The organism is Thalassospira lucentensis (assembly GCF_050516545.1).
In the GTDB taxonomy this organism is placed as follows: domain Bacteria; phylum Pseudomonadota; class Alphaproteobacteria; order Rhodospirillales; family Thalassospiraceae; genus Thalassospira; species Thalassospira lucentensis_C.
In genome coordinates, this window is record NZ_CP191544.1 from 4290246 (window position 1) to 4316224 (window position 25979).

Sequence of the window (25979 nt, forward strand, 5' to 3'; positions counted from 1 at the left end):
GGGTGGTTCACATGACCACCCCGTTTTCTATGCAAACCCATGCTGACTTTGATGCCGCCTATTGGGCGGCAATCGGAACGTCTTGTTTCTGATTTTCCGGCAAGGTCATGTCATGGCGCAATTTCGCACGCAATTCGTCTATGGCGCGAATGCGTTTGATCTCGTCAAAACAGGTCGAACCTTGCGCGTGGCTTTTGCGGATCAATGCCATCCATTGTTTGATGCGTCCGGCCTGATGGTTTTCCGATGCACCATCCTCTGCCATCAGATCGCAATAGGACAGCAACATGGACAGAACGTCCGCCCAGCATTCCTTGGGCAGGTGTGATCCGCTTTCAAAGACCTTGATGCGGCTGGCAAGATCAGGGGCGGCAACCGCCCCACGGCCCAGCATGAAGCTGTCACAGCCTGATATATCGCGGCATTTCTGATAGTCCGCCAGATCCCAGATTTCACCATTGCCGGTCATGGAAATTGAAATGGCTTCGCGAATGCGGGCCAGATATTCCCAATGGGCTGGTGGTTTGTATCCTTCGACCTTGGTGCGGGCATGAACGGTCAGATGTTGCGCGCCAGCAGCCTCGACCGCGCGGGCATTATCAAGAAACAGGTCCTTATCAGCAAAGCCAAGGCGGATTTTTGCACTGACCGGAATATTATCGGGCACCGCACGTCGAACGGCGGAGACAATTCGATACAGATTATCCGGGCATTTCAAAAGCGATGCACCGGCTTCGTGTTTGTTTACGGTTTTGGACGGGCAGCCAAAATTGATATCAATGCCCGGTGCGCCAAGGCTTGCAGCAAAGGCAGCATTTTCACCCATCAGATCCGGGTCATGGCCCATCAACTGAACCAGAACAGGAAACCCCGAAAGCGTCTTGCCACTATTGAGAAGTTCCGGGCAATAGCGATGGAACACATGGGCCGGAAACAGGTTTTGCGAGACGCGGATAAATTCGGTGACACACAGGTCAAACCCGCCGGTCGCACTCAGCAATTGCCGAACGCGCCAGTCAACAAGTCCTTCCATCGGTGCAAGCACCAAACGAGTCATCGCAAGTTTGTCCTGATTTTATGAAATCCGTCGGCGGCTTTTAGCACAAATGCATCAAACGTGCCGGTGAAAAATCACAAGGCAGCTTTGCCCCAATCCGCCGACAATCGCCGAAATAAGGCGAAAAAAGCGCATTGCTGACACGATTCCAGCGAATTCCGGGGGTAACTTTAAAATATCAAAAACAACAATGAAGCCCCCGATGATTGGCATCGGGCAGGAGTAAAAAGCATGCTGTATATTTTCGAAAGTGCCTTTGATGAAGTCGAAGCCGTTTCGCGCGAAGCGCGCCAGAAATTGACCGGCCTTGAAGCGATCCTGAAATCGACTGCCGAAAGTCTTCAGGTTCTCAAAGACCGTCTTGAGCAGACTGCTTCCTGATCAAATTTCCTGCTACCGGTTTTGTGCCATGAGCGTGTGCCGGGGTGCCATAGACGTCTTTGACCGAGCGGCCATCGGCTTTTGATATGGAACCCTCCACCCCGTGCTTGCGTTCATGGGATGAAACTTCTCAGGAAATTGACCCATATCCGGTCAAGGAAGGAGATCGCTAAAATGTTGTATATCGTTGAAAAAGCCTTGAACGAGATCGAAGCAATGCCGCGTGAAAAACGCGATGACTTTGCCCATCTTGATCGCGAAATCAATGAAGCGGTCGAGAAGCTAAAGGTCCTCAAGGACAAGCTCAAGGTGGATGCCAAAAGCAAATAATTCAGTTGGCACATCCAACTGCCAAGGCCGCGCAAAGTGATGTGCGGCCTTTTATTTTGCCGAATTCGGGGTGGTTTTGATCATCCCCAGCAATTCTTCAACCGCTGCGGTCGGGTTGGTGGAACCTGAAAGGACGTTGGTTTCTAGGGTTTGCAGACGTTCAGCAACGTCGCTTCGATGTGTAAAGGTTTCAAGCAAACGATCACGCAGCATCGTCCACATCCAATCACGTTGCTGACGGGCACGTTTGGAAACGAACTCGCCTTCTTTTTCCATCACGGCACGGTGCTGATTGATCAAATCCCAAATGTTATCAAGCCCGTCATTGATCAGCGATGACACCATCACCGACTGCGGGCGCCAATGTTTGCTGGTTGGCTGCAGGATGCGAAGGGCGGATGAATATTCACGTTTGGCTTCGCGGGCCTTGGCCGGGTCGGCATCGGATTTATTGACCGCAATCAGATCGGCAATTTCCAGAACGCCTTTCTTGATCCCTTGAAGCTCATCCCCGGCACCGGGCAGCATCAGGACAAGGAAGAAGTCGGTCATTTGCGCGACCATGGTTTCGCTTTGACCAGCCCCGACTGTTTCCACCAACACCACGTCAAAGCCAGCGGCCTCACACAGTAAAATGGTTTCGCGGGTCATGCGGTTCACCCCGCCCAGATAGCCGCTGCTCGGCGATGGGCGGATATAGGCGTTCGGGTCAATCGAGAGTTCATTCATCCGGGTTTTATCGCCCAGAATAGAACCGCCGGATCGTGCACTGGTCGGATCGACTGCAAGGACGGCGACCTTTTTTCCAGCCTTGGTCAGGTTCTTGCCAAATGCTTCGATAAAGGTTGATTTGCCAACACCGGGCACACCGGTAATGCCGATGCGCTGTGATCCCCCGGTTTTGGGCATCAGGCGGGCAAGGACGGCTTGCGCCTGTTCGAAATGTTTGGGATTGCGGCTTTCCACCAGTGTGATCGCACGTGACAAAATGGTGCGGTCACCGGCCAGAACACCTTCGACCAGTTCATCAGTTGAAAGCACGCGCCTGCGCACGGCCTTGCGCGGGCTAACAGTACCGCCCGAGCCTGCTGGTATGGTGCGCAGTGTTTCTTTCACCAAGGATCCCTTTGCTTGCCAATCCCAATCAACATAGCCTACCACAGAGGCAGGTGGAAGAAGCCCTGATCAGGCGGCTTCTTCGCCAGATTGATTAAGCTTTTCTAGCAGGTCGCCTGCGGCTTCGGCAATGACCGTTCCGGGCGGGAAGATAGCCTCGGCCCCGGCTTCAAACAGTTTGTCAAAGTCCTGCGGCGGGATCACGCCCCCGGCAACAATCATGATGTCTTCACGGCCAAGTTTGTCCAGTTCGGCGCGAAGCTGTGGGACAAGGGTTAAATGCCCTGCAGCAAGCGAGCTTGCCCCAACGATGTGAACGTCGTTTTCAACGGCCTGTTTGGCGGCTTCTTCCGGGGTCTGGAACAGCGGGCCGATATCAACGTCAAAGCCAAGATCGGCAAAGGCAGTCGCGATGACTTTTTGCCCGCGGTCATGACCATCCTGCCCCATTTTGGCAATCAGGATACGCGGGCGGCGGCCTTCGTTTTCTTCAAAGGTTTTGATCAGGCGATCAACCTTGACCAAGGCTTCGTTATCCGGGCCGACTTCGGTTTTATAAACGCCCGATATGGACCGGATAACCGCCTGATGACGGCCATAGACCTTTTCAAGTGCGCTGGAGATTTCACCAACGGTGCATTTCGCACGTGCCGCTTGAACGGCAAGTTCAAGCAGATTGCCCGTGCCGGTATCGGCGGCATTGGTCAGGGCATTAAGCGCAGTTTCGACCACGGCGTTGTCGCGTTCCGCCCGCAGATGTTCAAGTTTGACAATCTGTTGGCGGCGAACTTCGGCATTATCAACCTGAAGCACATCGACCGGGCGATCATCGGTCACACGGTATTTGTTTACGCCCACCAATGTTTGACGACCGCTATCAATGCGGGCCTGAGTGCGGGCAGCGGCTTCTTCGATGCGCATTTTTGGAATGCCGGCTTCGATTGCCTTTGCCATGCCGCCCTGTTCTTCGACTTCGGCAATATGGGCCCATGCCTTTTCCGCCAAATCGCGCGTCAGGCGTTCGACATAATATGAACCACCCCATGGATCGATGACGTTGGTCGTGCCGCTTTCCTGTTGCAAGAATAGCTGTGTATTACGGGCAATCCGGGCCGAGAAATCGGTCGGCAAAGCCAATGCTTCGTCAAGTGCATTGGTATGAAGCGACTGGGTGTGGCCCTGTGTCGATGCCATGGCCTCGACACAGGTGCGGATGACGTTGTTAAACACATCCTGGGCCGTAAGCGACCAGCCAGATGTCTGGCTGTGGGTGCGCAGCGACAATGATTTGGGGTTTTGCGGATCAAACTGTTTGATCATTTTGGCCCAGATCATGCGGGCCGCGCGCATTTTGGCAATTTCCATAAAGAAATTCATGCCTGTCGCCCAGAAGAACGATAAACGCGGGGCGAATTTATCAATCGGAAGACCTGCTTCCAGACCGGCACGGGCATATTCGATCCCATCGGCAAGGGTATAGGCCAGTTCAAGGTCTGCTGTCGCACCGGCTTCCTGCATGTGATAGCCGGAAATCGAGATCGAGTTGAATTTCGGCATGTTCTGCGAGGTAAAGGCAAAGATGTCCGAGATGATCCGCATCGATGGTTTGGGCGGATAGATATAGGTGTTACGCACCATGAATTCTTTAAGGATGTCGTTCTGAATGGTGCCCGAAAGCTGTTCGTGTTTGACACCCTGTTCTTCAGCTGCAGCAATATAAAGCGCCATGACGGGCAGAACAGCACCATTCATCGTCATGGATACCGACATCTGATCCAGCGGGATGCCATCAAACAGGGTTCGCATGTCATAGATGCTGTCAATCGCCACACCAGCCATGCCGACATCACCGGGAACACGCGGATGGTCGCTGTCATAGCCGCGGTGGGTGGCAAGGTCGAAGGCAATCGACAGGCCCTTTTGCCCCGCGGCAAGGTTGCGGCGATAAAACGCGTTGGATTCTTCGGCCGTTGAAAAACCGGCATATTGGCGGATCGTCCAGGGGCGTTGAACATACATGGTCGGATAAGGGCCGCGCAAAAATGGCGGCATGCCCGGCATGGTGTTTAAATGATCAATATTCTCAAGATCAGACGGGCCATAAACCGGTTTGACGTCAATGCCTTCGGGGGTTGTCCATGCGGTGGAATCAACCGGGTCTTTCGCACCGGCAGATGCACCATCAAACAGCGGAAGATCGGAGAAATCAGGAATGCGGGTCATGGTTATTTCTCCCCCTGTTTGGCAAGAACATGGTCAAGTGCGGTTTCGCAAATGCCAAGAACATCTGCCCCGACATAGATAAATTCATCAATCCCGGCGGCTTCATAGTCTGATCGGGCATCGCCGGGATGACCGGCAAGATACACCAGCGCCGCACCCGCAGATTTCAACGCCTTGGCGGTCTTTACGGCCAGTTCGGCATATTGCGGATCTGATCCACAAATCACGGCGATTTTGGCACCGGATTCACCAAATGCCTTGACGGCTGCATCGGCATTTTCAAAGCCGTTATTGGTGATGGCTTCGATCCCGCCGGCTTCAAAGAAGTTCCGGGCAAACATCGCACGTGCGGTGTGCTGGGATACCTTGCCAAGATTGGCAAGAAACACCTGCGGGAAGGTGCCGGTTTTGGATTTGTGCGTATCGGATCGTTTGCGAAGGGTTTCGTAGCTTTCTGATAAACGATGCTGGGTCAGGGCCGGAATGACGGTCGCGGCACTGGTGCCATATAGATCGGTAAAGATGTGACCGATGGTCGCACCTGAACGCGCGGCCTGCATCATTGCGGCAAGGTCCTTGCCAACGGTTTCGTCATATTTGGTCTGGCGTGCTTTGGCCTCTGCCTGAATGGTATCAAGGTCGGGGGCCTCGCAGGTGACTTTCACTTCTGTGATGTTGGGGAATTCCGAAACACCGGTCAAAGGATCACGCCGGGTTGCCAGACGTTTTTCACGTGCCTGCCAAACAGCTTCGATTTCAGATTTAAGCGATCCGTTGGAAAGTGATTTAACAATGCCGCCTGATGCCTCGATCGACTGGAATTTCGCCCATGCCGCCGTGGCAAGTTCCTTGGTCAGGTTTTCAATGAACCAAGACCCGCCGGCAGGATCGATCACGCAGTGAATGTTGCTTTCTTCCTGCAAGATCAATTGGGTGTTGCGCGTAATGCGCCGGGCAAACCCATCGGGCAGGCCGATCAAATGATCATAGGGCAGGCAAACAACACTATCCGCGCCACCAAGACCCGCAGCAAAGCTTGTGACCGTGGTGCGCAGCATATTGACCCATGGATCAACCTTGGTCAGGGCCATTTCGGCAGACACAGCATTGATCGTAATCGTTGCATCCTGTGCGGAGGATGCCGAAAGAATGCGGCTCCACATCATGCGCAAGGCGCGAAGCTTTGCGATCCCCGCAAAGAAGTCCGTGCCAATCGCGACATTAAACACCATCGCACCGGCAGCCTGATCAACCGCCATGCCTGCATCAGTGAGGGCACGAAGATAGGTCACCCCGCTTGCCAGCAAACAGGCAAGTTCCTGCCCATCGGTTGCACCGGCATTATAATAAGGCGCACCATTGACCGAAATCGCCGTTGCCAGCGGGAAAAGATCAATCAGTTCACAGGCAATGTTGGCCGAATGGCTGATTGCATCATGGGCACTACACGGTAACTTTCCCGTCGCGGCAAGGGTGCCAATCGGATCGATGTTAAAGGCAGGGGCTGCTTCGTCGGCACCTTCAGAATTGGCAATATGGGCAGCAAGAAGGGCGGCGGCGGGAACGCCTGCCGCACCGGCATCAAGGCCAACAGTTGCAAGATTGGTGTAAACATCATCAAGGGTAAGCTTAAGATCCGCCAGACAATGAATGGCAAGACCACCCACCCCGACTTCACCGGATGTAACTTCGCGCCCCTGACGGGCAGCGGCATCAAATTTCAGGGTGATCGATGTTGCACCATTTTCCAGATCTTCAAGAATCGCCGCATTGGTGATTTTCGGATCAGGGTGGATATGGAGTTGGCGGATATCCCAGCCGGTAATCGTGTCACGCGGCTCGACTGATGCGGTCAGAACTTCATGGATCAACCGGGTCGCATCATCCTGATCATCGATTGTATAGATCGGCTGAACGGCAAACCCATCAAGCGCGTTTGTCACAAGCTTCTTGTCGAAGGGCGCACCTTTAAGGGCCTCTTCGGCCAATTTGCGCCAAGTTGCGTAATCGGCAGATGGAAATTCGGATGCGAGTTTAAGCGGGTCGGTCATGGTTTCTCCCGGCTTGGTTTGATCTGGCGGCGGGACCTTTTCGGGTTCTCAGCACACCGGAACATTTCCAAATTTTATTCTACGATGAATTCCCAACGCCCGGTACACCCCGCCCGACGCCGTTTAAACCTTGTTCAAACCATGAAAACATTTTCGGTATTCTGACTCGTGCAACGGGAGTCGCACTTACAGTTGCGGGGGCAGTTCCGGGTTTGATCAGCAAGGTTTTCCTGCCAACCGCACCGGATTCCCAATCATGTTTTCCGGTCACAATCGCGACATGGCGGTTTATAGCACCTGCCATTAATTCCGTAAATAGGCATGGAAATACCTATTTAGGTGTATGCGAAACGCCGGGATCGATGTTTCCGTAACGGAAAGGCCCAAGAAACGCGGGGTTTTCAACCGGAACGCCTTCGGCGCTGCAATACATATTTCGCATATGCAACTATTATACTTTGGCTGGGTAACAGGCAGAGCGGGGCCTGATGCCTGCAGGGCAGGTGTAAAAACTTCGAAGGTTTAACCAATTTGACATTTTCATCTGTCAGTTTGGCCTTGTCCCAATACTCGGAGTATCGCCATCCATGAACGCGCTTAGCGCCATGCCGTCGCAGATTGGTCCTGATGGACTGGTCGCGTTTGCTGACGACAGTCCCAGTGCCAAGGCCGCACTTGAAACAGTGTTGCGCCGGGCCGGATATGACGTGGCCGGCTTTGATTGTGCAGATGATCTGATTGATCAGCTTGACGGGCTTTACCCGCGTGCAATCATTCTTGATATTGAAATGCCCGGCATGAGCGGATTTGAAGCATTCTGCGAAATTCGCCGCCGCTATCCCAACAGTGTGAATGTGCCGGTATTCTTTTTCTCGGCCCATTATGATGCAGACACCCGCGCGCAGGCAGATGCCCTGGGGGCGGCCGATTTCATCAGCAAGGATGCCAGCCCGACCGTGGTGCTTGAACAGCTTAACCGGGTTTTGGGCAAGTCAATGTGTACGTGCTAAACGCTGATTAATCCAAGAAACTCTGACTGCCACGCCCTGCATCATGCAGGGCGTTGTTGTTTCTGGCTTTGCTGTGACGGGCGTTTCTGGTCCAATAAAATGATGCTGCTGGTATCGCCATGCAGATGATAAAGCCGATCTGTCGGCAGGGTTGTTTGCGGGTCAATTGATGGTTTTGCAATCAATCGGTCATAGATCGGGGTCAATGACATGTTCATCGCGGCAAACAATTGATCGTAACTTTCCAAAACAAAATAGGTTTTCTGGAAATCATCAATTGCGTAATCGGTTGCCATCACCCGTTCGAGATCAAACGCCACCCGATTGGGCGTCGGGTCGGTCACGGAATAAATGGTTTCTGTTTGCGATGACAACATGCCCGCGCCATAGGCCCGTAAGCCATGTTCGGTCATGATCAGGCCAAACTCGACCATGTACCAATACATCCGCGCCAATTGCTTAAGCCCGCCCATGGCGATGGCCTCAGGACCCTTGGCGCCATAGGCCGCCAGATAGTCGGCAAAGACCGGGTCATACAACATCGGGACATGACCAAAGAAGTCATGAAAAATGTCGGGTTCGACCAGATAATCCATTTCTTCGGGTGTGCGCAGCCAAACGGTCACGGGGAAACGTCGGTTGGCCAGATGATCAAAGAACACATCATCGGGCACAAGTCCGGGAACGGCGACCAGATGCCAGCCGGTGGCGGCATGAAGCTGCTCACTCACCCGACCGAAATGCGGGATCTGATCCGCAGCATCGAGTTTCATCAGATTGGCAATATAATCGCTGGCCGCATAGCCCGGCAGAATGCGTGATTGCCGGGAATAGAGTGAACGCCAAAGGTCGTGCTCAGCCTCGGAATAGGATTCCCAGTCCTGATTGATCGTGTAGTCGTTATTGATGTGGCTGTAGTCGCCACGCAGATTCTTTCCCTGATCCATGGCCGTCCTCGTCGGGTTCTTGTGCCGTTTTACGAGAATTATTTTACATCAAATTCGATGTCATTTTATGGCCAATGAGGGGCTTTATTGCGCTATGATGTGAATATTGTGACCTGATTGGTTATCTATGAGGTGAAAAATGACCGAAGTGATATTGAGCGCGACGGACATTCGGATTTTGCAAATCCTGCAAAAGGATGCGGCCATAAGCAATGTGCAACTGGCCGAAATGGTCGGTATGTCGCCATCGCCATGTTTGCGCCGGGTTAAACAACTTGAAGCATCCGGGGTGATCCAAAGGCAGGTGGCGTTGCTGGATCGTAAGAAGCTTGGGCTTGGGGTTCTGGCAACCATTCAGGTTCGGTTGCTGCGCCATACCGAAGCCGGGGCTGAAGATTTTGCACGGGCGATGAATGATTTACCCGAAATCCTGTCCTGCTGGGCCATGACCGGGCGGCAGGATTTCCTGCTGGTTTCGGTGGCACGGGATATTGAAAGCTTTGGCGATTTTGTAACCCATCAGTTGCTTTCAATGCCCAATGTGCGCGATGTGCAATCCAGTCTGGTTTTGAAAGAATATAAAAACCAGACGACCCTTCCGATGCCCAAGGCAATGTAATGACCCGTTTAGATGCCGTTTCTGATGATCGCGGTTCTTTGTCGATATGCTCAATTAAACAATCTTGAGATCCCTTTGCTTGCCTTTGCCCCCCGGTTTCGGGCATAGCAATATCAGTCCCATTAACGCCGGAGCCGAACGATGTCCCAATCAATCGCTGCCAACCCTATCCTTGTTGAAGCCACCCGTGGCGACATGGTCGAAAGTTTCCATCGCGGACGGTATGTCGTGATGAAGGCGGATGGCACGGTGGTGGAGCAGGGCGGGGATGTTGACGCGCTGATGTATCCGCGATCTGCAATCAAACCATTGCTTGCGATCCCGTTTGTTGAAAGCGGTGCGGTCGAGGCGTTCGGGCTTGAGGACAAGCATATTGCGCTGGCCTGTTCATCGCATAACGGTGAAGAAGAACATGCCCAAACTGTTAAGGCGTGGCTGGAAAAAATCGGGCTTTCGGTTGATGCGTTGGAATGCGCACCGCATTATTCGATCCATCAGCCTGCCGGGATCAAGCAGGCAGCTGATCAGATTGCGCTGACCAAGGCGCATAATAACTGTTCGGGGAAACATTCCGGGTTCCTAAGCACCGCACAGCATCTGGGCGAAGACCCAAGCGGCTATATCAATGAACCCCATGCCGTTCAGCAACGCCTGATCAAGGTGCTTGAAGACATGGGCGATTGTGATTTAACGGCAACACCGCGCGGCATTGATGGCTGTGGCATTCCGGTGATTGGTATGCGGCTTCGTGATCTTGGGCTTGCCATGGCGCGTATGGCCGATCCGGCGGGACTGGATGCCAAACGTATTGATGCGATCAAACGCATCCGCAAAGGCTGTGCCACGGCACCCTTTATGGTCGCAGGAACCGGGCGTTTTTGCACCGGGATCATGGAAGAGTGCGGCGAAGACGCGCTAGTCAAGGTTGGCGCCGAGGGCGTTTATTGTGCGGCTTTCCCCAAACAGGGGCTTGGCGTTGCGCTTAAGATCGATGACGGCACCCAGCGCGGGGCGGAGGTTGCGATGGGGGCGATCTTGCGCAAACATGGCGTAATTGATGATGCCAAGGCAGAAGTTTTGAAAAAATACCTCACCCCGGTTCTGACCAACTGGGCGGGCAAATATGCTGGTGATATGCGTCCGGCCTTTTAGGTCCTGATCCTAAAACATCCAAGGGAACCTGATGCAAAGTATCGCGGCCTATGTCGTTGCAGCCATTGCTGAAATTACCGGATGCTTTGCCTTTTGGGCGTGGCTGCGTTCGGGGAAATCCGTTTTGTGGATTATCCCGGGCATTGCGTCGCTGATCTTGTTTGCATGGATACTTACGCGTGTTGATGCGGGTTTTGCCGGGCGCGCCTATGCGGCCTATGGCGGGATTTATATTGCCGCCTCGGTCTTTTGGCTTTGGGCGGTGGAGCGCGTTACGCCAGATCGCTGGGATTTAACCGGCATGGCGATTTGCCTGATCGGGGCGGGGGTTATTCTGTTCGCGCCGCGCTAGGCTTATTTGGCGTGTGCCGGTCAGGTGTTGGTCAGGTCGCTGTATTTTTCTGACATAAGACCAGCGATGTTGCGCCATTCTTCAATATGCGTGTCTTTGCCAATCTTGGTCAGGTAATCCATATCAATGGCACTTTGAACGTCAAGTCCGGCGTCGCGATCGGCAAGTTCGCGTGTCAGATGTTGTGCGACATAGATCGCGGTCAATGCGTTCATTTCCTGATGGGGTAAATCCATCGGGCGGTGATGATAGGCAACGGCCTGAATGATCGGCGCAGCAAACCCCCAAAGACCAAGTAAATAAGCACCGATTTCGGCATGTCCTGCGCCGAACTGTTCGGTTTCGGCCTGATGAATCGAGATGTCTTCGTCTTCGACCCGCTTGGTTACGGCATCCATTTCATCGGGGCGGTTGGCGTACAGGATCAGGGTGCCGATATGGCTGAGCATTCCGATAGAGGGCACTGCATGGCAAATTTCACGCGGCAGCTTTTCATATTCGGCAATGAGGGCCGCGGTAACCCCGATCTGCTGGCTGCGATGGCATAGTCGTTTAAGGTTTTCTGCCTGACTGGGCGGGCCGTCAAACCCGCGATACAGGCCAATAAACAGGGCAAGTGCCTTAAGCGTTTCCATACCCAGCATGCGCACAGCATGCGACACGGACGAAACATTCTGGGTCACAGCGAAATAGGATGAATTGGTGAGTTTGAGAATTTCGGTCGTAAGCGCAATGTCGGATTCAACAATTTCCGTGATGCTTTGGAGCGAATAGTTCGGGTCAGCAAATGCCGTTTCGAGACGCATATAGGTGTCTGGCGGAGAAGTAAGGCTTTTGGCGTCGGCCACCAGCGTTCGAAGTTCCGGACTTTTAAGCAACTGTCGAAGACCAAGAGCATTTTCGATGCTGCCAATCAGAGTTGCATTATCGCAGGGTTTGCTCAGGAATTGGTGGGCCGGGCCAATGGTCCGAAGATAGGACGCGCTGTCGGTATGCCCGGTTAGAATGATGCGCACTGCATCTGAATGGGTTTTCAGCAAGTTTTCAAGCAGGGTGATCCCGTCCATTTCAGGCATTTGAATGTCTGAAACAATGACATCAAAATCCTGATTTTCTGCAAGCTTAAGTGCATCCTTCCCGCTGGCCGCGAAATAAAGGTTCCATTCTGGTCGCGCACTCCGCAGGCGTCGGCGCAGTCCGCTAAGAATATTGGCGTCATCGTCGACAAAAAGGATGTGGTGCATGGGTCCGATTCTAAAACAGATTTGTTTTATGCAGATGGGATTTGCATGGCTTGATCACAAGATCATCCAGCCACATCTATAAATCTCGGATTGCGACTCGTAAGATATCGACCTTCGTAAGATCACATACTTTCATCAGAATCAGTGTCTAACGATATCGAGAGCTTGAAGGGTGTCGAGAAAAGAAGCGGATCATGTACAAATGTATATGTTACTTTGATGTAGGCATCTATATCTACAATGCTTTTCAGACAAATGTCATATTTTGTCAGACTGTTGAATGCCGTGCGTAGGTACAATCATAAACACAAAAAAATGCGCACGCAGTCTTTTGATCGACCGGGGGTGCGATCCACTAAATGACAACGCGTTCAGAACTTATTGACGCAATTAAACAACACCAGCTGTATGTGACGAAGCAGCCGGGCGGTAAGCGCATGCAATTGCGCAACGGCAATCTGTCGCGCATCAAAATGAGCAAAGTCAGTCTTGAAGATGCGGTGCTGCCGGGGGCCAACTTTATCCAGGCAACCATTCGGGATGTGAAATTTGATTTCTGTGACCTGTTTGGCACCAACTTTGTCGAAGCCAATCTTGAAGGCTCCAGCTTTGTGCGCGCAGATTTACGCGGTGCGAATATGGCGCGGGCGAAATTACGCAATGCGAACCTTAAGGGGGCTGACCTTCGTTCTGGTGTGATGGTCATTGTCGATGCCGGGCGCGAACGTAAAGTCAAACGCGCGACCGATCTGGCCAATGCTGATCTGCAAGGGTCGATGATGTCTGGTGCCAATCTGGCCGAAAGTAATATGTCGGGTGCACGATTGGCCGATGCTGATCTTAGCGATGCGAACATGTTTGCGGTGAACCTTGCCGGGGCGGATTTGACGGGCTGTAACCTGTCAGGGGCGAAGCTTAAAAACGCCAACCTTAAAGGTGCCCGGTTGAAGGGCGCCTTACTTGTGGGCACGGACCTGACCGGAGCCAATCTTCGCAACGTTGATCTGACCGATGTGGACATGTCGCAGGCAAATATCGCCAACTCGATTGGTGCCAAGGCGGTGACGCCACTTCCGGAAGACATTCGTGAATTGATCAATGCCCACAGTGAATGGTTGACCAGTGGCGGGGCAGCGGGAACGCCGTTGAATGTGACGGGGCGTGATCTGACGGAGCTTGATTTTTCTGGTCTTGATCTATCTGCGGCCTGTTTTGATGACTGCATTTTGCGCGGAGCATTATTTGTCGACACCATTCTTGCCATGACATCAATGCGTAATGCCGATTTGACGCGTGCGCGTCTCAGCGGTGCGATCATGAATGGTGTGCGGATGTCCTATGCCAATTGCACCAAAGTGGTCTGTCAGGGTGTTAAGTTTGGCGGGGTTGAGCAGCGCGATGGAAACGGTGATAAAACCGGTCAAGTATGGCGGGCTGATTTAACCGAAACCAATTTTTCATTTGCCGATTTACGCAATTCGGTTTTTGAAGAACCCCAGATGAAGGGGGCTAGCCTTGCCAAGGCGAATATTGCCGGTGTTTCATTTGGCAATACCGACCTGCAGGAAGTTGATCTGAATGGGACCAATGCCAGTTCTATCCTGAACGGCAACATTCCGCAGCAGGCGTCATAGGTCGCGCGGGTCATTAGGGCTTTGCCTTGACCATCTGGATAGGCCACAGAAATAAAACCCGCCGCCAGAAGAATATTAAGTTGTCGCAAGACGTTAAATGCATTGCGTTACGGCGAAACTATTGCATTCTGTTTGCTGAATTCAAAAAACGTAATTTAGCGACTGAGGAATACCTGCCACATGGCATCGCGTTCTGACCTGATTGATGCAATTAAAATGCATCAACTCTATCTCAATCAAAAACCGGGTGGTCGACGCATGCAATTGCGCAGCGGAAACCTGTCTCGCATTAAAATGAGCAAAATCAGTCTGCAAGACGCTATTTTGCCCGGTGCGAACTTTATTCAGGCAAGTGCGCGTGATGTTTGTTTCGATTTCTGTGATCTGTTTGGGGCCAACTTTGTTGAAGCCGATCTTGAAGGATCAAGCTTCCTACGGGCTGACCTTCGCGGTGCCAATATGGCGCGCGCCAAGCTGCGCAATGCCAATCTAAGCGGCATCGATTTGCGCGCGGGCATCATGGTCGTTATGGACGGATTACAAGAACGGCCCGTCAAAAAAGAAACCGATATGACCAACACCGATCTTGAAGGTGCGGTAATGTGGGGGGCTGATTTATCCGGTGCCAAAATGTCTGGTTCGAGTCTAGCCAATACCGATCTTAGCGACGCAAACATGTTTGCCGTGAATCTTGAAGGTGCTGATTTAACCGGGTGTAACCTTAATGGGGCAAAGCTTCGCAATGCCAACCTTAAGGGGGCCAAGCTTACTGACTGTAATCTGGTCGGTGCGGACCTAAGCGGTGCGAATCTTCGGAATGTCGATATGACGGGTGTTGATCTGTCGCAGTCCAATACGTCCAATTCCATCGGTGGGGGGACGTCATCTGCGCCGCTGGTTGAAGATATCCGCGAATTGGTGAATGGGCATAGCGAGTGGCTTTTATCAGGCGGTAAAACCGGTCTACCCATGATTGCGAACGGGCGGAATTTAAGCGGGATGGATTTTTCCGGTCTGGATTTGTCTGGTGCCAGTTTTGAAAAATGTAATCTGCGCGGTGCCCTGTTTGTCGATACGATCCTTGCAATGTGTTCGATGCGTGATGCGGACATGAAAAAGGTCCGCATGAACGGTGCTGTATTGGATGGCGTTCGGATGGCCAATGCCGATTGCAGCGAGGCCGTCTTTCAGGGGGTCAAGTTTGGCGGGATTGACCAGCGTGACAAGAAAGGTGCCAAAACCGGTGTTGTGTGGCGCGCTGATTTAACCGATACAAATTTTGAAAATGCGGATTTGCGGAACTCGATTTTCGAAGAAACGCAAATGAAGGGCACCATCCTGACACAGGCCAATGTCGCAGGCGTTGCGTTTGGCGACACGGATTTAAGTCAGGCGGACCTCGAAGGGGCCAATGTCGGTTTGGTTCTGAACGGCAACATTCCCCGCAAGAAATGATTGCGTTGAACGTATGATGCAAAAACGCCGCCCATCACAGGCGGCGTTTTGTTTATAGGGTCTATCGCAGCGTCTAATTAGCTACGGTAATCGGCGTTGATCGAGATATAGCCATGAGTCAGATCACAGGTCCAAACCGTGGCAGCACCATCACCAAACCCAAGATCGACTTCGATGTCGATATATTGACCCTTGATGTGGGCTTCGACCGGGCCTTCGTCATAATCTGCAACCCGTTCGCCATTTTTGGCCAGCGCGATGCCACCGATTGAAACCGTCAGTTTGTTCGGATCTGCGGTAACACCACATTTCCCAACGGCCATGACAATCCGGCCCCAGTTGGCGTCTTCACCGGCAATTGCGGTTTTAACCAGCGGTGAGTTGGCAATCGCCTTGGCGGTGATCTTGGCTTCTTTTTCGTTCAGGGCACCGGTGACATTGATGGTGATGAATTTGGTCGCACCTTCGCCGTCGCGCACGATCTGATGGGCAAGGTCGCGCAAGACGGTTTCAAGCGCATCCTTGAATTCGACAAGTGCCGGATCGTTCACATCGGTAACCGGGCTGTTGCCCGCTTTGCCGGTTGCCGCAAGCAGAACCGTATCAGATGTCGAGGTGTCGCTATCAACGGTGATCGCGTTAAAGCTGCGGTTGTTAATATCAGACAACAATGCCTGCAAAACACTGTGGGGCAGGGCAGCATCGGTGAAGACAAAGCCAAGCATAGTTGCCATGTTTGGCTCGATCATGCCCGATCCTTTGGTGATCCCGGCGATGCTGACCTTGGTCCCGTTGATGGTTGCCGTGGCAGAAGCACCTTTCGGGAAGGTGTCTGTGGTCATGATGGCCTTGGCGGCGCCCAACCAGCTTGCATCATAGGCCAGAATTTCATCCATCGCATCGGTAATGCGGTTGGCGGTGGTCGGTTCGCCAATCACGCCGGTTGATGCGGTAAAGATTTCGCTCTTGGCACAACCAAGGGCCTTGGATGCCGCTTCGACCTTGTCTGCAACAAAGGTTTCACCGGCCTTGCCGGTAAAGGCGACAGAGTTCCCGGCATTGACAAAGAAGGCACGTGCAGTCCCGCCCTTAAGTGCTTCGCGGCCCCATCGGACTGCTGCGGATGCTGTGGTCGAGGTGGTGAAAACACCGGCAACCTGCGTGCCCGGTTCCAATTCTGCCAGCAACACATCCGGGCGGCCTTTATAGCGGATGCCAAGTGTTGCGGTATGAAGTTTGACACCGGCAATGGTCGGAAGGTCCGGGAATGAAGCGGGGGCAAGCGGTGAAAGCGACGTCGCAGCCATCTGTGCAGGTTCCTTTAATAGGGATGTTTTGCCCATCCTGCCGCAATGGTGGCGAAAAGCAAGCAGCAGGGAGCATTTTGTCTGATTATGGAGGGGGACGCAAAACGGGGTGACGCCAATGGCAACACCCCGTTTGCAATCAAGTGACTTAAACATCCGTCAGGGTAAACCCGACGTGATGATCCCTTGGTTTATTCAGCCGGAGCTTCTTTCTCAGCTTTGTCTGCTGCTTCGGCAGCAGCTTTTTCAGCTTCGATTTCAACATTGTTGACGATGTCCGCTTCTTCGCGAAGGCCATCGACAATGCCAGTGATCGCATCACGGGTTGCTTCTGCAAGCAACTGCTGGCGAACTTCATCAAGGGTCGGCTGTGTGCCTTCTTTGACTTCTTCAACCATGATTACGTGCCAGCCAAACTGGGTCTGAACCGGTTCTTTGCTGTAGCTGCCTGCATCCATTGCAAAGGCTGCTTCGGAAAACGGTGCGACCATGTCTGCACGGTTAAAGAAACCAAGATCACCGCCATTCGGACCAGATGGGCCGGTGGATTTTTCTTTGGCGAGTTCGACAAAGTCAGCACCATCGTCAAGCTCTGCGATGATGGCTTTGGCGTCTTCTTCATTCTCAAGCAGAATGTGACGGGCGTGAACCTGTGCTTCTGGCACGTTGGTTTCGACGAATTCGTCGTATTTTGCTTTGATTACGTCATCGGTGATCGCATCGTCAAGGGCGCGATCAAGGAAGGTCTCAGCCACAACGCGGCGCTCAAGCGCTTCGACGCGTGCTTTGACTTCTGCGTCGTCGGCAAGACCGGCATCAGAACCGGCAATCATCAGCAGGCGCTGATTGATTTCACGTGTCAGCAGATCACCTTTGAGCATTTCAAACGGAAGCTGGCGATACTGTTGCGGCAAGCCCTGTTGGGTTGCACGGACTTCAGATTCCAGGATTTCTTCGCCATTAACCGTCGCCAAGACCGGATCTTCGGTCGGTGCAGCGTCCTGTGCCATGACAGGGGAAGCAAAAATGACGGATGCCAGCGACGCGGCAAGAAGGGTTTTGCGCAGCATAGTTTCTCCAGACTTTGATTTCAGAGGGGTTTTCACCCCAGCGCCTCTCCCCACGGGTAAACCACATAAGCGTTTTCTGCACAAGGCTTCGCCGTGGAGGACGGGTTTTTTCGCAAAGCATTCTGTCCAAATTGTGAAACGCTTAAATTCGGGCTTCGAGATATGCGTAAATCAATTACCCGTTAAACCAGCACGGAACCCATCGCCCCGGTTTTAACAGGGGCAATCGAGGCCAGTGGAATAATGATTTTATGAAATTGACGGGTGACTTAGGCTTTGACGTCAAAGAAGACTTCGCCAACCTGTCCGGTTGATCCGTCATCACGTTCAAATTGCGACTCTGCGACCAGATCACCACCGATCAGTCGTTGATCAAGAGGGGTGATCATGGAAAGCGAGATCGATTTTATGCCAGCTTCTGACAGGTTCTGCTGACGTCCATCCGCACGCAGCAAGACAAGAGAGGTAAACGCGCCGTCTTGCTTGTCGATCAGGCCGTCCAGATTGTCATCAAATTTGGCAAGTTCATCAAACCCGTCTTTGGCACCATTCTGGTCACCAAAAAGTTCGCGACCATCATTGATTTTGCCATCCCTATTGCGATCAAGTGCCAAAAGCGCGTCGGCACCGCTAATCCATGCGGTTTGATCAATTGATCCGTCGCTATCAATGTCAAACTGCTTGCCGTATTCAAGGCTGGTGATGTCGATCCCGTTGCCGTCCAGATCAAGGATCAAGGGATCAACCTGAAAGGCTTGGGCGATTTCGACGCGGATTATTTCGATCTGGGCGGTGAATTCCGATATGGAAATGTTGGCATTACCGGCAATTTTCGAAAACCGGGCTTCGATGTCTGTGACATTAATTTCGATCTGACGCGAGCTGATCGAAAGTTCCTGAGCGGAAACCGCGCCGGTTGTTCTGTTTGAACTCGCGACCGTCATGTCCTGAACACTATCGGTCATGGCATTGGCCATTGCACGCGCCTTGGCCGGGGGGATGCCCATCATCGCAAGCACGATGAAGGCTTCGCTGTTCATCCGGGTCTGGGCATCGTCATAGGCGGGGTTTAGGGCGTCAAAGGCCGCAAGCGGGTTGCTTGGAACATCCAGCACAGGGCGCGGGATTGCGGATATGGATTGTTCGATGCGCCTGTTGGCTTCGATGCTGAGATCAATCTGATCAGTGATCGCGCGCTGCTGGTTTAGCTGCGCGTTGGTTTGTGCATCCGCATCCAACTTATTGGTCGTGACAGCACTGTGCAATGGGGCATTTGATGTGGCCATATTTGCAGCATTTTGGGATGCTGTAGGGTTGTTGAGAGTCGTGTGATCAAACATCCAGCGCCTCCTTCCTGAAGGGCTGCGGGATGCCGTGTTTTGGCATCCCGTTTTTGGTTAAATCAGAACATCCTGTTCTTGTGTCGGGTCAATCACCGGGACAGTTTCACCCGTTGGGAAGGTGAAAGTTGCGTCATTACCGTCCTGACCAAATCGGCCCATCGGCATCAACATATCGACGGTGAGTTTAAGATGATTTCCGCCGTCACCATCTTGTGGTGCGGCCTGACTGATGCCACGAACGATCAAGGTTGCCTGTTCCATGAACTGTTCAGTGATCTGCGCGTTCAGGGCCGACATTCGTTCTGCGGCAACCGATTGGCCAGAAGACGTGGCATTGCCATCTTCGCCTTCGTTGCCATCATCGGTGCCAACAGTTGCGTTCATAAGTTCACGGATGAACTCGGCAACGCCATTGTCATTGATGTCAAACAGAAGACCGCCATCTTCGGCACTTGCCGGATTACCCAGCGCATTGACCAGTGATCCGCCCCCAAGGCCGCTCATGACATTGCCAAGTGCGCCCAAGGCGGCACCCATGCTGTTGCCTATGGCGATAGCTTCGGTGCGAACAACTTCGACCTTGGCGGCCTGATAGTTGAACGAGAATTCGCCGGTTTCGTTATTGATGCTGATATCAAGCGACTGAACCGCCATCATCGCAGACTCGGAAACACCGACAGCCGACCCATTGGCACCGGCATAGGAAATTGCCGTTTTGCTATGGCTGGCGATGGCCTGATCAAAGGAGAACTCGAACTGGTCTTGTCCCGATGCAGCGTCACGGATTCCACTAAACATGGCATCTGTTGCGGCAATCGCGTCTTCTTCGGTCATGCCCGAAAGCGCGAACATTTCTTCGACACTGCCGCGAATCATTTCAAGCGATGCATCAAGTGCACGTTCAAACAGCTCGTCCGTTGTCAGCGGTTTTGACGACAGTGCTTTGCCGTTTGCCGGTGCAAGGGGCTGATTATTGGTTTGTGCCGCAAGCGCATCGTCTGACAATGAAACAGGATCAATACGTTGACGCGCATTGGCATTTGCCTGCGCGGAACCCTGTCCAACGTCGGTGCTGATTTTGCTGAGTGGCTGACGCGCGTCCTGAAGGCCAGATTGACCTTGGCGGAACGGATTTAGCGCGGAGAAATCGACCATTTCCTCCTCCTGAGGATATCTTTGGCATAAATGTTCAGGACATTCCTGATTGCCAAAATTGAGCTACATGCTCTTTGAAATTTAAACTGTAGCGGAAATACTACGTTTTTTTTTCGGAGTTCTCAAGCCAGAAGGTGATGTATGAGCAGGTTTTTTTGCGCAATGTGATGCTTGTTTTGCTCGGATTTGTGTCGTTCTCGTCTAAATTCAGGCTCAACATTAGCGATATTGGTTCGTTCCGTTGACAGATGGCAGGCAGGGTTCTATCTGTGATCGTGCTCGGCTTTCCGCCGGTGCTTAATTCTGTCTTTATTCATTTGTTCAGGAACGTATTAATGCTCGGCGCCATTGCCCGGAAAATTTTCGGTTCAGCTAACGATCGTGAAGTCAAAGCCCTTTGGGCCACGGTCGAGCAAATCAATGCCCTGGAACCCGATGTCGAGAAGCTGTCTGATGACGAACTGCGCGCCCGCACCGATTGGCTGCGCGAACGTCTCAAGAATGGCGAAACTCTGACCGACATTCTTCCCGATACCTTTGCCACCATTCGCGAAGCATCCAAACGTGTGCGCGGTGAACGTCACTATGATGTTCAGATGCTGGGCGGGATGGTTCTGACGTCTGGCAAAATTGCTGAAATGAAAACCGGTGAAGGGAAAACGCTGGTTTCGACCTTGCCGGTTTATCTGAATGCGCTTGAAGGCAAGGGCGTTCATGTGGTCACGGTCAACGACTATCTGGCCAGCCGTGATGCGGAATGGATGGGCGAAGTTTATGGCTTCCTTGGTCTGACAGTGGGCGTGATCATGCATGGCATGACCGACGATCAGCGCCGCGCTGCTTATGGCTGCGACATTACCTATGCGACCAATAACGAGCTGGGCTTTGATTATCTGCGCGATAACATGAAGTTCCGCCTTGAAGACATGGTGCAGCGTCCGTTCAACTTTGCGATCGTCGATGAAGTCGACTCGATCCTGATTGACGAAGCCCGTACCCCGCTGATCATTTCCGGTCCGGCTGAAGACAGTTCAGAGCTGTATCGCGCCATTGATGCGCTGATCCCGAAACTGATCGCAGAAGACTTTGAGAAAGACGAAAAAGCCCGTGCGGTAACCCTGACTGAAGAAGGGACCGAGCACGCCGAACAGCTTTTGATGGAAATGGAAATCCTGACAGAAGGCACGCTTTATGACGTTGCCAATGTTCATCTTGTCCATCACGTCAATCAGGCACTTCGGGCGCATAAGCTGTTCCAGAAAGACACCGACTACATCGTCAAAGATGACAAGGTCGTCATCATTGATGAATTTACCGGACGTATGATGGAAGGCCGCCGTTATTCCGATGGTCTGCATCAGGCACTGGAAGCCAAGGAACAGGTCAAGATTCAGAACGAAAACCAGACCTTGGCCTCGATCACGTTCCAGAACTATTTCCGTCTGTATCCGACCCTTGCCGGTATGACCGGTACGGCAATGACCGAAGCCGAAGAATTCGAAGAAATCTACAAGCTTCACGTCATTGAAATCCCTACCCATCGCCCGATTGCGCGTAAAGATGCGGATGACGAAATTTATCGCACCGCCAATGAAAAATGGGTGGCAATTTCCGAACAGCTGGCAGAGTGCCATAAAAGCGGCCAACCGGCCCTTGTCGGGACGGTGTCGATCGAGAAATCGGAAATTCTGTCGGACCTTCTGAAAAAGAAGAAAATTCCGCACGAAGTTCTTAATGCCAAGCAGCATGAACGCGAAGCATTGATCGTGGCCCAAGCCGGTGCGCCGGGCGCAATTACGATTGCAACCAACATGGCCGGTCGTGGTACCGACATTAAGCTTGGCGGCAACGTTGAAATGCGTGTTGAACATGAACTTGGCAACGTGACGGACGAAGCCAAACGTGCGGCAGCGATTGAAAAAATCAAAGCCGAAGTCAAAGCCGATCAGGAAAAAGTTCTGGCAGCTGGTGGCTTGTTTGTTATCGGGACGGAACGTCACGAATCACGTCGTGTTGATAACCAGCTGCGTGGCCGTTCCGGTCGTCAGGGTGATCCGGGCGGATCGAAGTTTTATCTGTCGCTTGAAGATGACCTGATGCGCATTTTCGGGTCCGAGCGGATGGACGGCATGCTCCAGAAGCTGGGTCTGCAGGAAGGTGAAGCGATTTACCATCCGTGGATCAACAAGGCGCTGGAAAAAGCACAGCAGAAAGTCGAAGCACGTAACTTTGACATTCGTAAAAACGTTCTGAAATTTGATGACGTCATGAATGACCAGCGTAAGGTCGTTTATGAGCAGCGCCGCGATCTGATGCAGGCAAAGCATGTTGCCGAAGATGTTGCGGACATGCGTGCCGAAGTCATCGAAGACATGGTTGAAAAATATTGCCCGGCCAAGGTCTATCCCGAGCAATGGGAAGTCGCCAGCCTGCACGAAGAAACCACCCGTATTCTGGGCGTTGATCTGCCGATTGCAGATTGGGTCAAGGAAGAAGGCATCGATCAGGAAGTCATGCGTGAGCGGATTGAAAAAGTCGCTGACGAAAAAATGGCTGCCAAGGTTGCCAATTACGGTGCTGACGTCATGCGTCAGGTCGAGAAAAGCCTTGTGCTGCAGTTGCTTGATCAGTCGTGGAAAGAACATCTTCTGGCACTTGACCACTTGCGACAGGGCATTGGCCTGCGGGCATATGGTCAGCGTGATCCGCTGAACGAGTTTAAGCGCGAAGCGTTTAATATGTTCGAAGCGATGCTGGTATCTTTGCGTGAACGTGTGACCCAGATGTTGTCCCATGTTGAATTGCAGACCACACCGCGACAGGAAGACCTTGAACCACGCGGTTCGCAGCAGGAAATGCATGAAAACCGCGGTGCGGGTGAAGCTGTTGAACAGGGCGGCGAAGGTGCCACCGTTCAATCGCGTCAGGCATCGGGAACGGTGAACCCGAATGATCCGGCAAGTTGGGGGCGGGTTGCACGCAATCAGGCCTGCCCGTGTGGATCAGGCAAGAAATACAAACATTGCCACGGTCAAATCGCCTGATCCAACTTTGTAAAATTGATAAAAACGCGCCTCCATTTGGGGCGCGTTTTTCGTTTGGGGAAAGCTTTAGTTCTCTGTTGGAAGATTGGTACTTAGGAACGCCGTGACGGGATCAAGAACGGCTTGATCGGTGGTCAGATAAAACCCCAATGCGGTCAAGGTTCCGGCATGTCCGGTGTCCTTGATTTCAATCAGATTGGTTTTTGGGGCAAGGGTTGCCAACCGGCGTGAATTACGTGGTAGCACAGTCGTGTCGCGCGTGCCTGTGATCAGCAAAAGTGGCGGCATGTGCGTCAGATCCATCTCAACCGGCTGGCTTTGGTGTGCCGGGGTGTTGCCAAAGGCAATCTCGGTCGCGCTGACATCATAGGGATGAAAGTCATAGGGACCCGACAGACCGATAATCCCGACGATATGTTGGGAATTTAATCCAACAGCTTTCAGATATGTCGGGTCTGCGACAACCTGAACCGCATTATATGCACCCGCTGAATGCCCCGCCAACATGACCGGTTCGTCGGTGAGTTGATCGGGGTTTGAGGCCGCATAATCCTTCATAAAGGCAATGACCGATGCGGCATCTTCGATAAAAGCCGGGAAATGGATTTTTGGCACCAATCGGTAGTCTGGAATGGCGACCGCATAGCCAAGTTCATTAAAGCGTTTGGCGACAAATGCGTATTTGGCTTTGTTCCCGGAATCCCAAGACCCGCCGTAAAACCAGATAATTAATGGGGCAGGCTGCGCGGATGATGATGGCAGATAGACATCAAGAACCTGTCGTGTGTCGCTGCCATAAGGCAGATCATGAATATCGGGTTGGTAATCGCCAGTTTGCCATTGATTGAATGCACCAAGCTTGTCACAGCCCGCGAGCAGAATGACCGATATAATCGAATTAGCCGCAAGGGTCAAAAAGCGCTTTCTTCCCTGTTGGCGCGGACGGACTGGGGGTAAAAAAGATGGCATTCAAGCAGCCTGTTTGGTTGAATTATAAAGACATAGCTTGTTTACGAAGGGAAACGCGCAACGGTTTGAAAGTTTATGAGTTTGGTAAAGTGGGGCTGAGACTTTTTCTATACTTGGCGAAGGGCGGGGCGCACGATAAAACAGTGCCATGACAATAGTACAACCAGATAAAGGCTGCATGTCGGTTGACCTGCGGCAGGGTAAAACCCCGGAAAAGACGGTGTTTGTCAGTGCGGTGGCGCTGGTCGATGCCGATCATCGCGTTTTGATCGCTCAGCGCCCGGAAGGTAAATCCATGGCGGGCCTTTGGGAATTTCCCGGCGGTAAGGTCGAAGCCGGGGAAACCCCGGAAATGGCTTTGGTGCGTGAGCTTAAAGAAGAGCTTGGCATTGATATCACCGAAAGCTGTCTGGCACCCTTTACCTTTGCGTCTTTCACCTATGATGATTTTCACTTGATGATGCCGCTTTATTTGTGCCGCGTCTGGAAGGGGGAAATCACCCCGATGGAAGGCCAGCAGGTTAAATGGGTGCGTCCGGTGCGGTTGGGGGATTACCCGATGCCGCCGGCTGATGTGCCGCTTGTTGCGATGTTGCGCGATTTTCTGTGAGCCACGCGCGTCTTTGCGACGTATGGTTTATGAAACGAGAAAACTCGATTGAAGTTATGGGGATGTGATGTCTGATCCGGTACGGGCCTGTCTGATTATTATTGGCAATGAAATCCTGTCTGGTCGCACCCATGACAAGAACTTGCCCTATCTGGCAGAAGAATTGAACAAGATCGGCGTGCGGTTGGCTGAAACCCGCGTCATACCCGACATCGAAGACACCATCGTTGAAACCGTCAATGAATGCCGGGCGAAGTTTGATTATGTCTTTACCACGGGCGGGATCGGCCCGACCCATGATGACATTACGTCAAACTGTATTGCCAAGGCGTTCGGGGTTGAAAACGCCTTGAACGCAGATGCGCACGCATTGCTGAAAAGCCATTATGAAAACCCCGAAGACTTGAATGAAGCACGTCTGCGCATGGCGCATGTACCGGTCGGGGCGGAGCTGGTGCAAAACCCGATTTCCAAGGCCCCGGGTTTCCGCATGGAAAACGTTTATGTTCTGGCCGGTGTGCCCATGATCATGCAGGTGATGTTCCAAGGGATTAAACACCAATTGATCGGTGGCAAGCCAATGATGTCGCGGTCGGTCGGTGGGTATATCCCCGAAGGCGCAATCGCCAAGGTGCTGGCCGAAATTCAGGCTGATTTTCCGCAAACCGACATCGGGTCTTATCCGTTCCTGCGCGAAGGTAAACTTGGCACTACATTGGTGGTCCGTGGAGAAAACCCAGATGATGTTAATCAGGCATCAGAACGCGTTCGCCTAGCGATCATTGAAGGTGGTCGTGAGGTGATCGAGGATACAGGTGCGGTCGAGGCAACCGGCGCCTGATCACGACAGGTGGGTTAGGTCGATTGCGTTTGGTCAAAACATCAAGCCGGGCAGTCTGATAGGTTTGTT

22 protein-coding genes and 1 riboswitch are annotated in these 25979 nt (G+C 52.6%); of the genes, 11 read left to right on the top strand and 11 right to left on the bottom strand.

Annotated features, from left to right (window positions below):
* Positions 1-58 precede the first annotated feature (58 nt).
* Positions 59-1057, bottom strand: a complete 999-nt coding sequence (locus ACQ0MK_RS19610) for a tRNA dihydrouridine synthase (protein ID WP_430474047.1) — start codon at positions 1055-1057, stop codon at positions 59-61.
* A gap of 231 nt (positions 1058-1288) precedes the next feature.
* Between ACQ0MK_RS19610 and ACQ0MK_RS19615 the strand changes: the two genes are divergently transcribed.
* Both ACQ0MK_RS19615 and ACQ0MK_RS19620 read left to right on the top strand, forming a co-directional pair.
* Positions 1289-1438, top strand: a complete 150-nt coding sequence (locus ACQ0MK_RS19615) for a hypothetical protein (protein WP_350041731.1) — start codon at positions 1289-1291, stop codon at positions 1436-1438.
* Between the two features lie 174 nt (positions 1439-1612).
* The gene (locus ACQ0MK_RS19620) at positions 1613-1768 is read left to right on the top strand and encodes a hypothetical protein (protein WP_430474048.1); all 156 of its coding nucleotides are present in this window, start codon (positions 1613-1615) and stop codon (positions 1766-1768) included.
* A gap of 51 nt (positions 1769-1819) precedes the next feature.
* On the opposite strand, the gene meaB is transcribed toward ACQ0MK_RS19620, so the two are convergent.
* The 3 genes from meaB to ACQ0MK_RS19635 all read right to left on the bottom strand — a co-directional run bounded on the left by meaB (position 1820) and on the right by ACQ0MK_RS19635 (position 7158).
* Positions 1820-2884, bottom strand: a complete 1065-nt coding sequence (gene meaB, locus ACQ0MK_RS19625) for a methylmalonyl Co-A mutase-associated GTPase MeaB (RefSeq protein ID WP_430474049.1) — start codon at positions 2882-2884, stop codon at positions 1820-1822.
* 69 nt (positions 2885-2953) lie between these two features.
* Entirely contained in the window at positions 2954-5107 is a 2154-nt protein-coding gene (scpA, locus tag ACQ0MK_RS19630; protein ID WP_430474050.1) for a methylmalonyl-CoA mutase, read from the bottom strand.
* Between the two features lie 2 nt (positions 5108-5109).
* Positions 5110-7158: a methylmalonyl-CoA mutase family protein gene (locus ACQ0MK_RS19635; protein WP_430474051.1), complete on the bottom strand. Its 2049-nt coding sequence runs from the start codon at positions 7156-7158 to the stop codon at positions 5110-5112.
* A gap of 140 nt (positions 7159-7298) precedes the next feature.
* Positions 7299-7450: riboswitch (cobalamin riboswitch) on the bottom strand.
* A 295-nt stretch (positions 7451-7745) separates the two neighbouring features.
* Here ACQ0MK_RS19635 and ACQ0MK_RS19640 point away from each other — a divergent pair.
* Entirely contained in the window at positions 7746-8168 is a 423-nt protein-coding gene (locus tag ACQ0MK_RS19640; RefSeq protein ID WP_350041738.1) for a response regulator, read from the top strand.
* Positions 8169-8209: 41 nt separating this feature from the next.
* On the opposite strand, the gene phhA is transcribed toward ACQ0MK_RS19640, so the two are convergent.
* Positions 8210-9115: a phenylalanine 4-monooxygenase gene (gene phhA, locus ACQ0MK_RS19645; RefSeq protein ID WP_430474052.1), complete on the bottom strand. Its 906-nt coding sequence runs from the start codon at positions 9113-9115 to the stop codon at positions 8210-8212.
* A gap of 139 nt (positions 9116-9254) precedes the next feature.
* Between phhA and ACQ0MK_RS19650 the strand changes: the two genes are divergently transcribed.
* The 3 genes from ACQ0MK_RS19650 (at position 9255) to ACQ0MK_RS19660 (ending at position 11238) form a co-directional block, all read left to right on the top strand.
* Entirely contained in the window at positions 9255-9734 is a 480-nt protein-coding gene (locus ACQ0MK_RS19650) for an Lrp/AsnC family transcriptional regulator (RefSeq protein ID WP_430474053.1), read from the top strand.
* Between the two features lie 141 nt (positions 9735-9875).
* Complete coding sequence (locus tag ACQ0MK_RS19655; protein WP_430474054.1) at positions 9876-10886, top strand: asparaginase; 1011 nt, start codon at positions 9876-9878, stop codon at positions 10884-10886.
* Between the two features lie 31 nt (positions 10887-10917).
* Positions 10918-11238, top strand: a complete 321-nt coding sequence (locus ACQ0MK_RS19660; protein ID WP_430474055.1) for a YnfA family protein — start codon at positions 10918-10920, stop codon at positions 11236-11238.
* Positions 11239-11258: 20 nt separating this feature from the next.
* Here ACQ0MK_RS19660 and ACQ0MK_RS19665 read toward each other — a convergent pair whose 3' ends face one another.
* Positions 11259-12482: an HDOD domain-containing protein gene (locus ACQ0MK_RS19665; protein ID WP_430474056.1), complete on the bottom strand. Its 1224-nt coding sequence runs from the start codon at positions 12480-12482 to the stop codon at positions 11259-11261.
* 359 nt (positions 12483-12841) lie between these two features.
* Between ACQ0MK_RS19665 and ACQ0MK_RS19670 the strand changes: the two genes are divergently transcribed.
* The gene (locus tag ACQ0MK_RS19670) at positions 12842-14116 is read left to right on the top strand and encodes a pentapeptide repeat-containing protein (RefSeq protein WP_430474057.1); all 1275 of its coding nucleotides are present in this window, start codon (positions 12842-12844) and stop codon (positions 14114-14116) included.
* A gap of 180 nt (positions 14117-14296) precedes the next feature.
* Positions 14297-15571 (top strand): pentapeptide repeat-containing protein, encoded by a 1275-nt coding sequence (locus ACQ0MK_RS19675; protein ID WP_430474058.1) that lies wholly within the window; start codon positions 14297-14299, stop codon positions 15569-15571.
* Positions 15572-15648: 77 nt separating this feature from the next.
* On the opposite strand, the gene argJ is transcribed toward ACQ0MK_RS19675, so the two are convergent.
* From argJ to ACQ0MK_RS19695, 4 genes are all read right to left on the bottom strand, one after another.
* Positions 15649-16878, bottom strand: coding sequence for a bifunctional glutamate N-acetyltransferase/amino-acid acetyltransferase ArgJ (argJ, locus tag ACQ0MK_RS19680; protein ID WP_430474059.1), 1230 nt, complete (start codon positions 16876-16878; stop codon positions 15649-15651).
* A gap of 191 nt (positions 16879-17069) precedes the next feature.
* Positions 17070-17948, bottom strand: coding sequence for a peptidylprolyl isomerase (locus ACQ0MK_RS19685; protein ID WP_430474060.1), 879 nt, complete (start codon positions 17946-17948; stop codon positions 17070-17072).
* A gap of 269 nt (positions 17949-18217) precedes the next feature.
* A complete protein-coding gene (locus ACQ0MK_RS19690; RefSeq protein ID WP_430474061.1) occupies positions 18218-19288 on the bottom strand; it encodes a hypothetical protein in 1071 nt (356 codons plus the stop codon).
* A 57-nt stretch (positions 19289-19345) separates the two neighbouring features.
* Complete coding sequence (locus tag ACQ0MK_RS19695) at positions 19346-20446, bottom strand: hypothetical protein (RefSeq protein WP_430474062.1); 1101 nt, start codon at positions 20444-20446, stop codon at positions 19346-19348.
* Between the two features lie 335 nt (positions 20447-20781).
* On the opposite strand from ACQ0MK_RS19695, the gene secA reads away from it, so the two are divergent.
* On the top strand, positions 20782-23490 hold the full coding sequence (gene secA, locus ACQ0MK_RS19700; protein ID WP_430474063.1) for a preprotein translocase subunit SecA: 2709 nt from the start codon (positions 20782-20784) through the stop codon (positions 23488-23490).
* Between the two features lie 66 nt (positions 23491-23556).
* Here the strand turns inward: secA and ACQ0MK_RS19705 are convergent, their stop codons facing one another.
* Entirely contained in the window at positions 23557-24405 is an 849-nt protein-coding gene (locus ACQ0MK_RS19705) for an alpha/beta hydrolase (protein WP_430474064.1), read from the bottom strand.
* A 232-nt stretch (positions 24406-24637) separates the two neighbouring features.
* Here ACQ0MK_RS19705 and mutT point away from each other — a divergent pair, with 232 nt between their 5' ends.
* Together mutT and ACQ0MK_RS19715 are read left to right on the top strand one after the other, a co-directional pair.
* Positions 24638-25069 (top strand): 8-oxo-dGTP diphosphatase MutT, encoded by a 432-nt coding sequence (mutT, locus tag ACQ0MK_RS19710; RefSeq protein ID WP_430474065.1) that lies wholly within the window; start codon positions 24638-24640, stop codon positions 25067-25069.
* 67 nt (positions 25070-25136) lie between these two features.
* Positions 25137-25910: a competence/damage-inducible protein A gene (locus ACQ0MK_RS19715; protein WP_430474066.1), complete on the top strand. Its 774-nt coding sequence runs from the start codon at positions 25137-25139 to the stop codon at positions 25908-25910.
* The last annotated feature ends 69 nt before the right edge of the window (positions 25911-25979 follow it).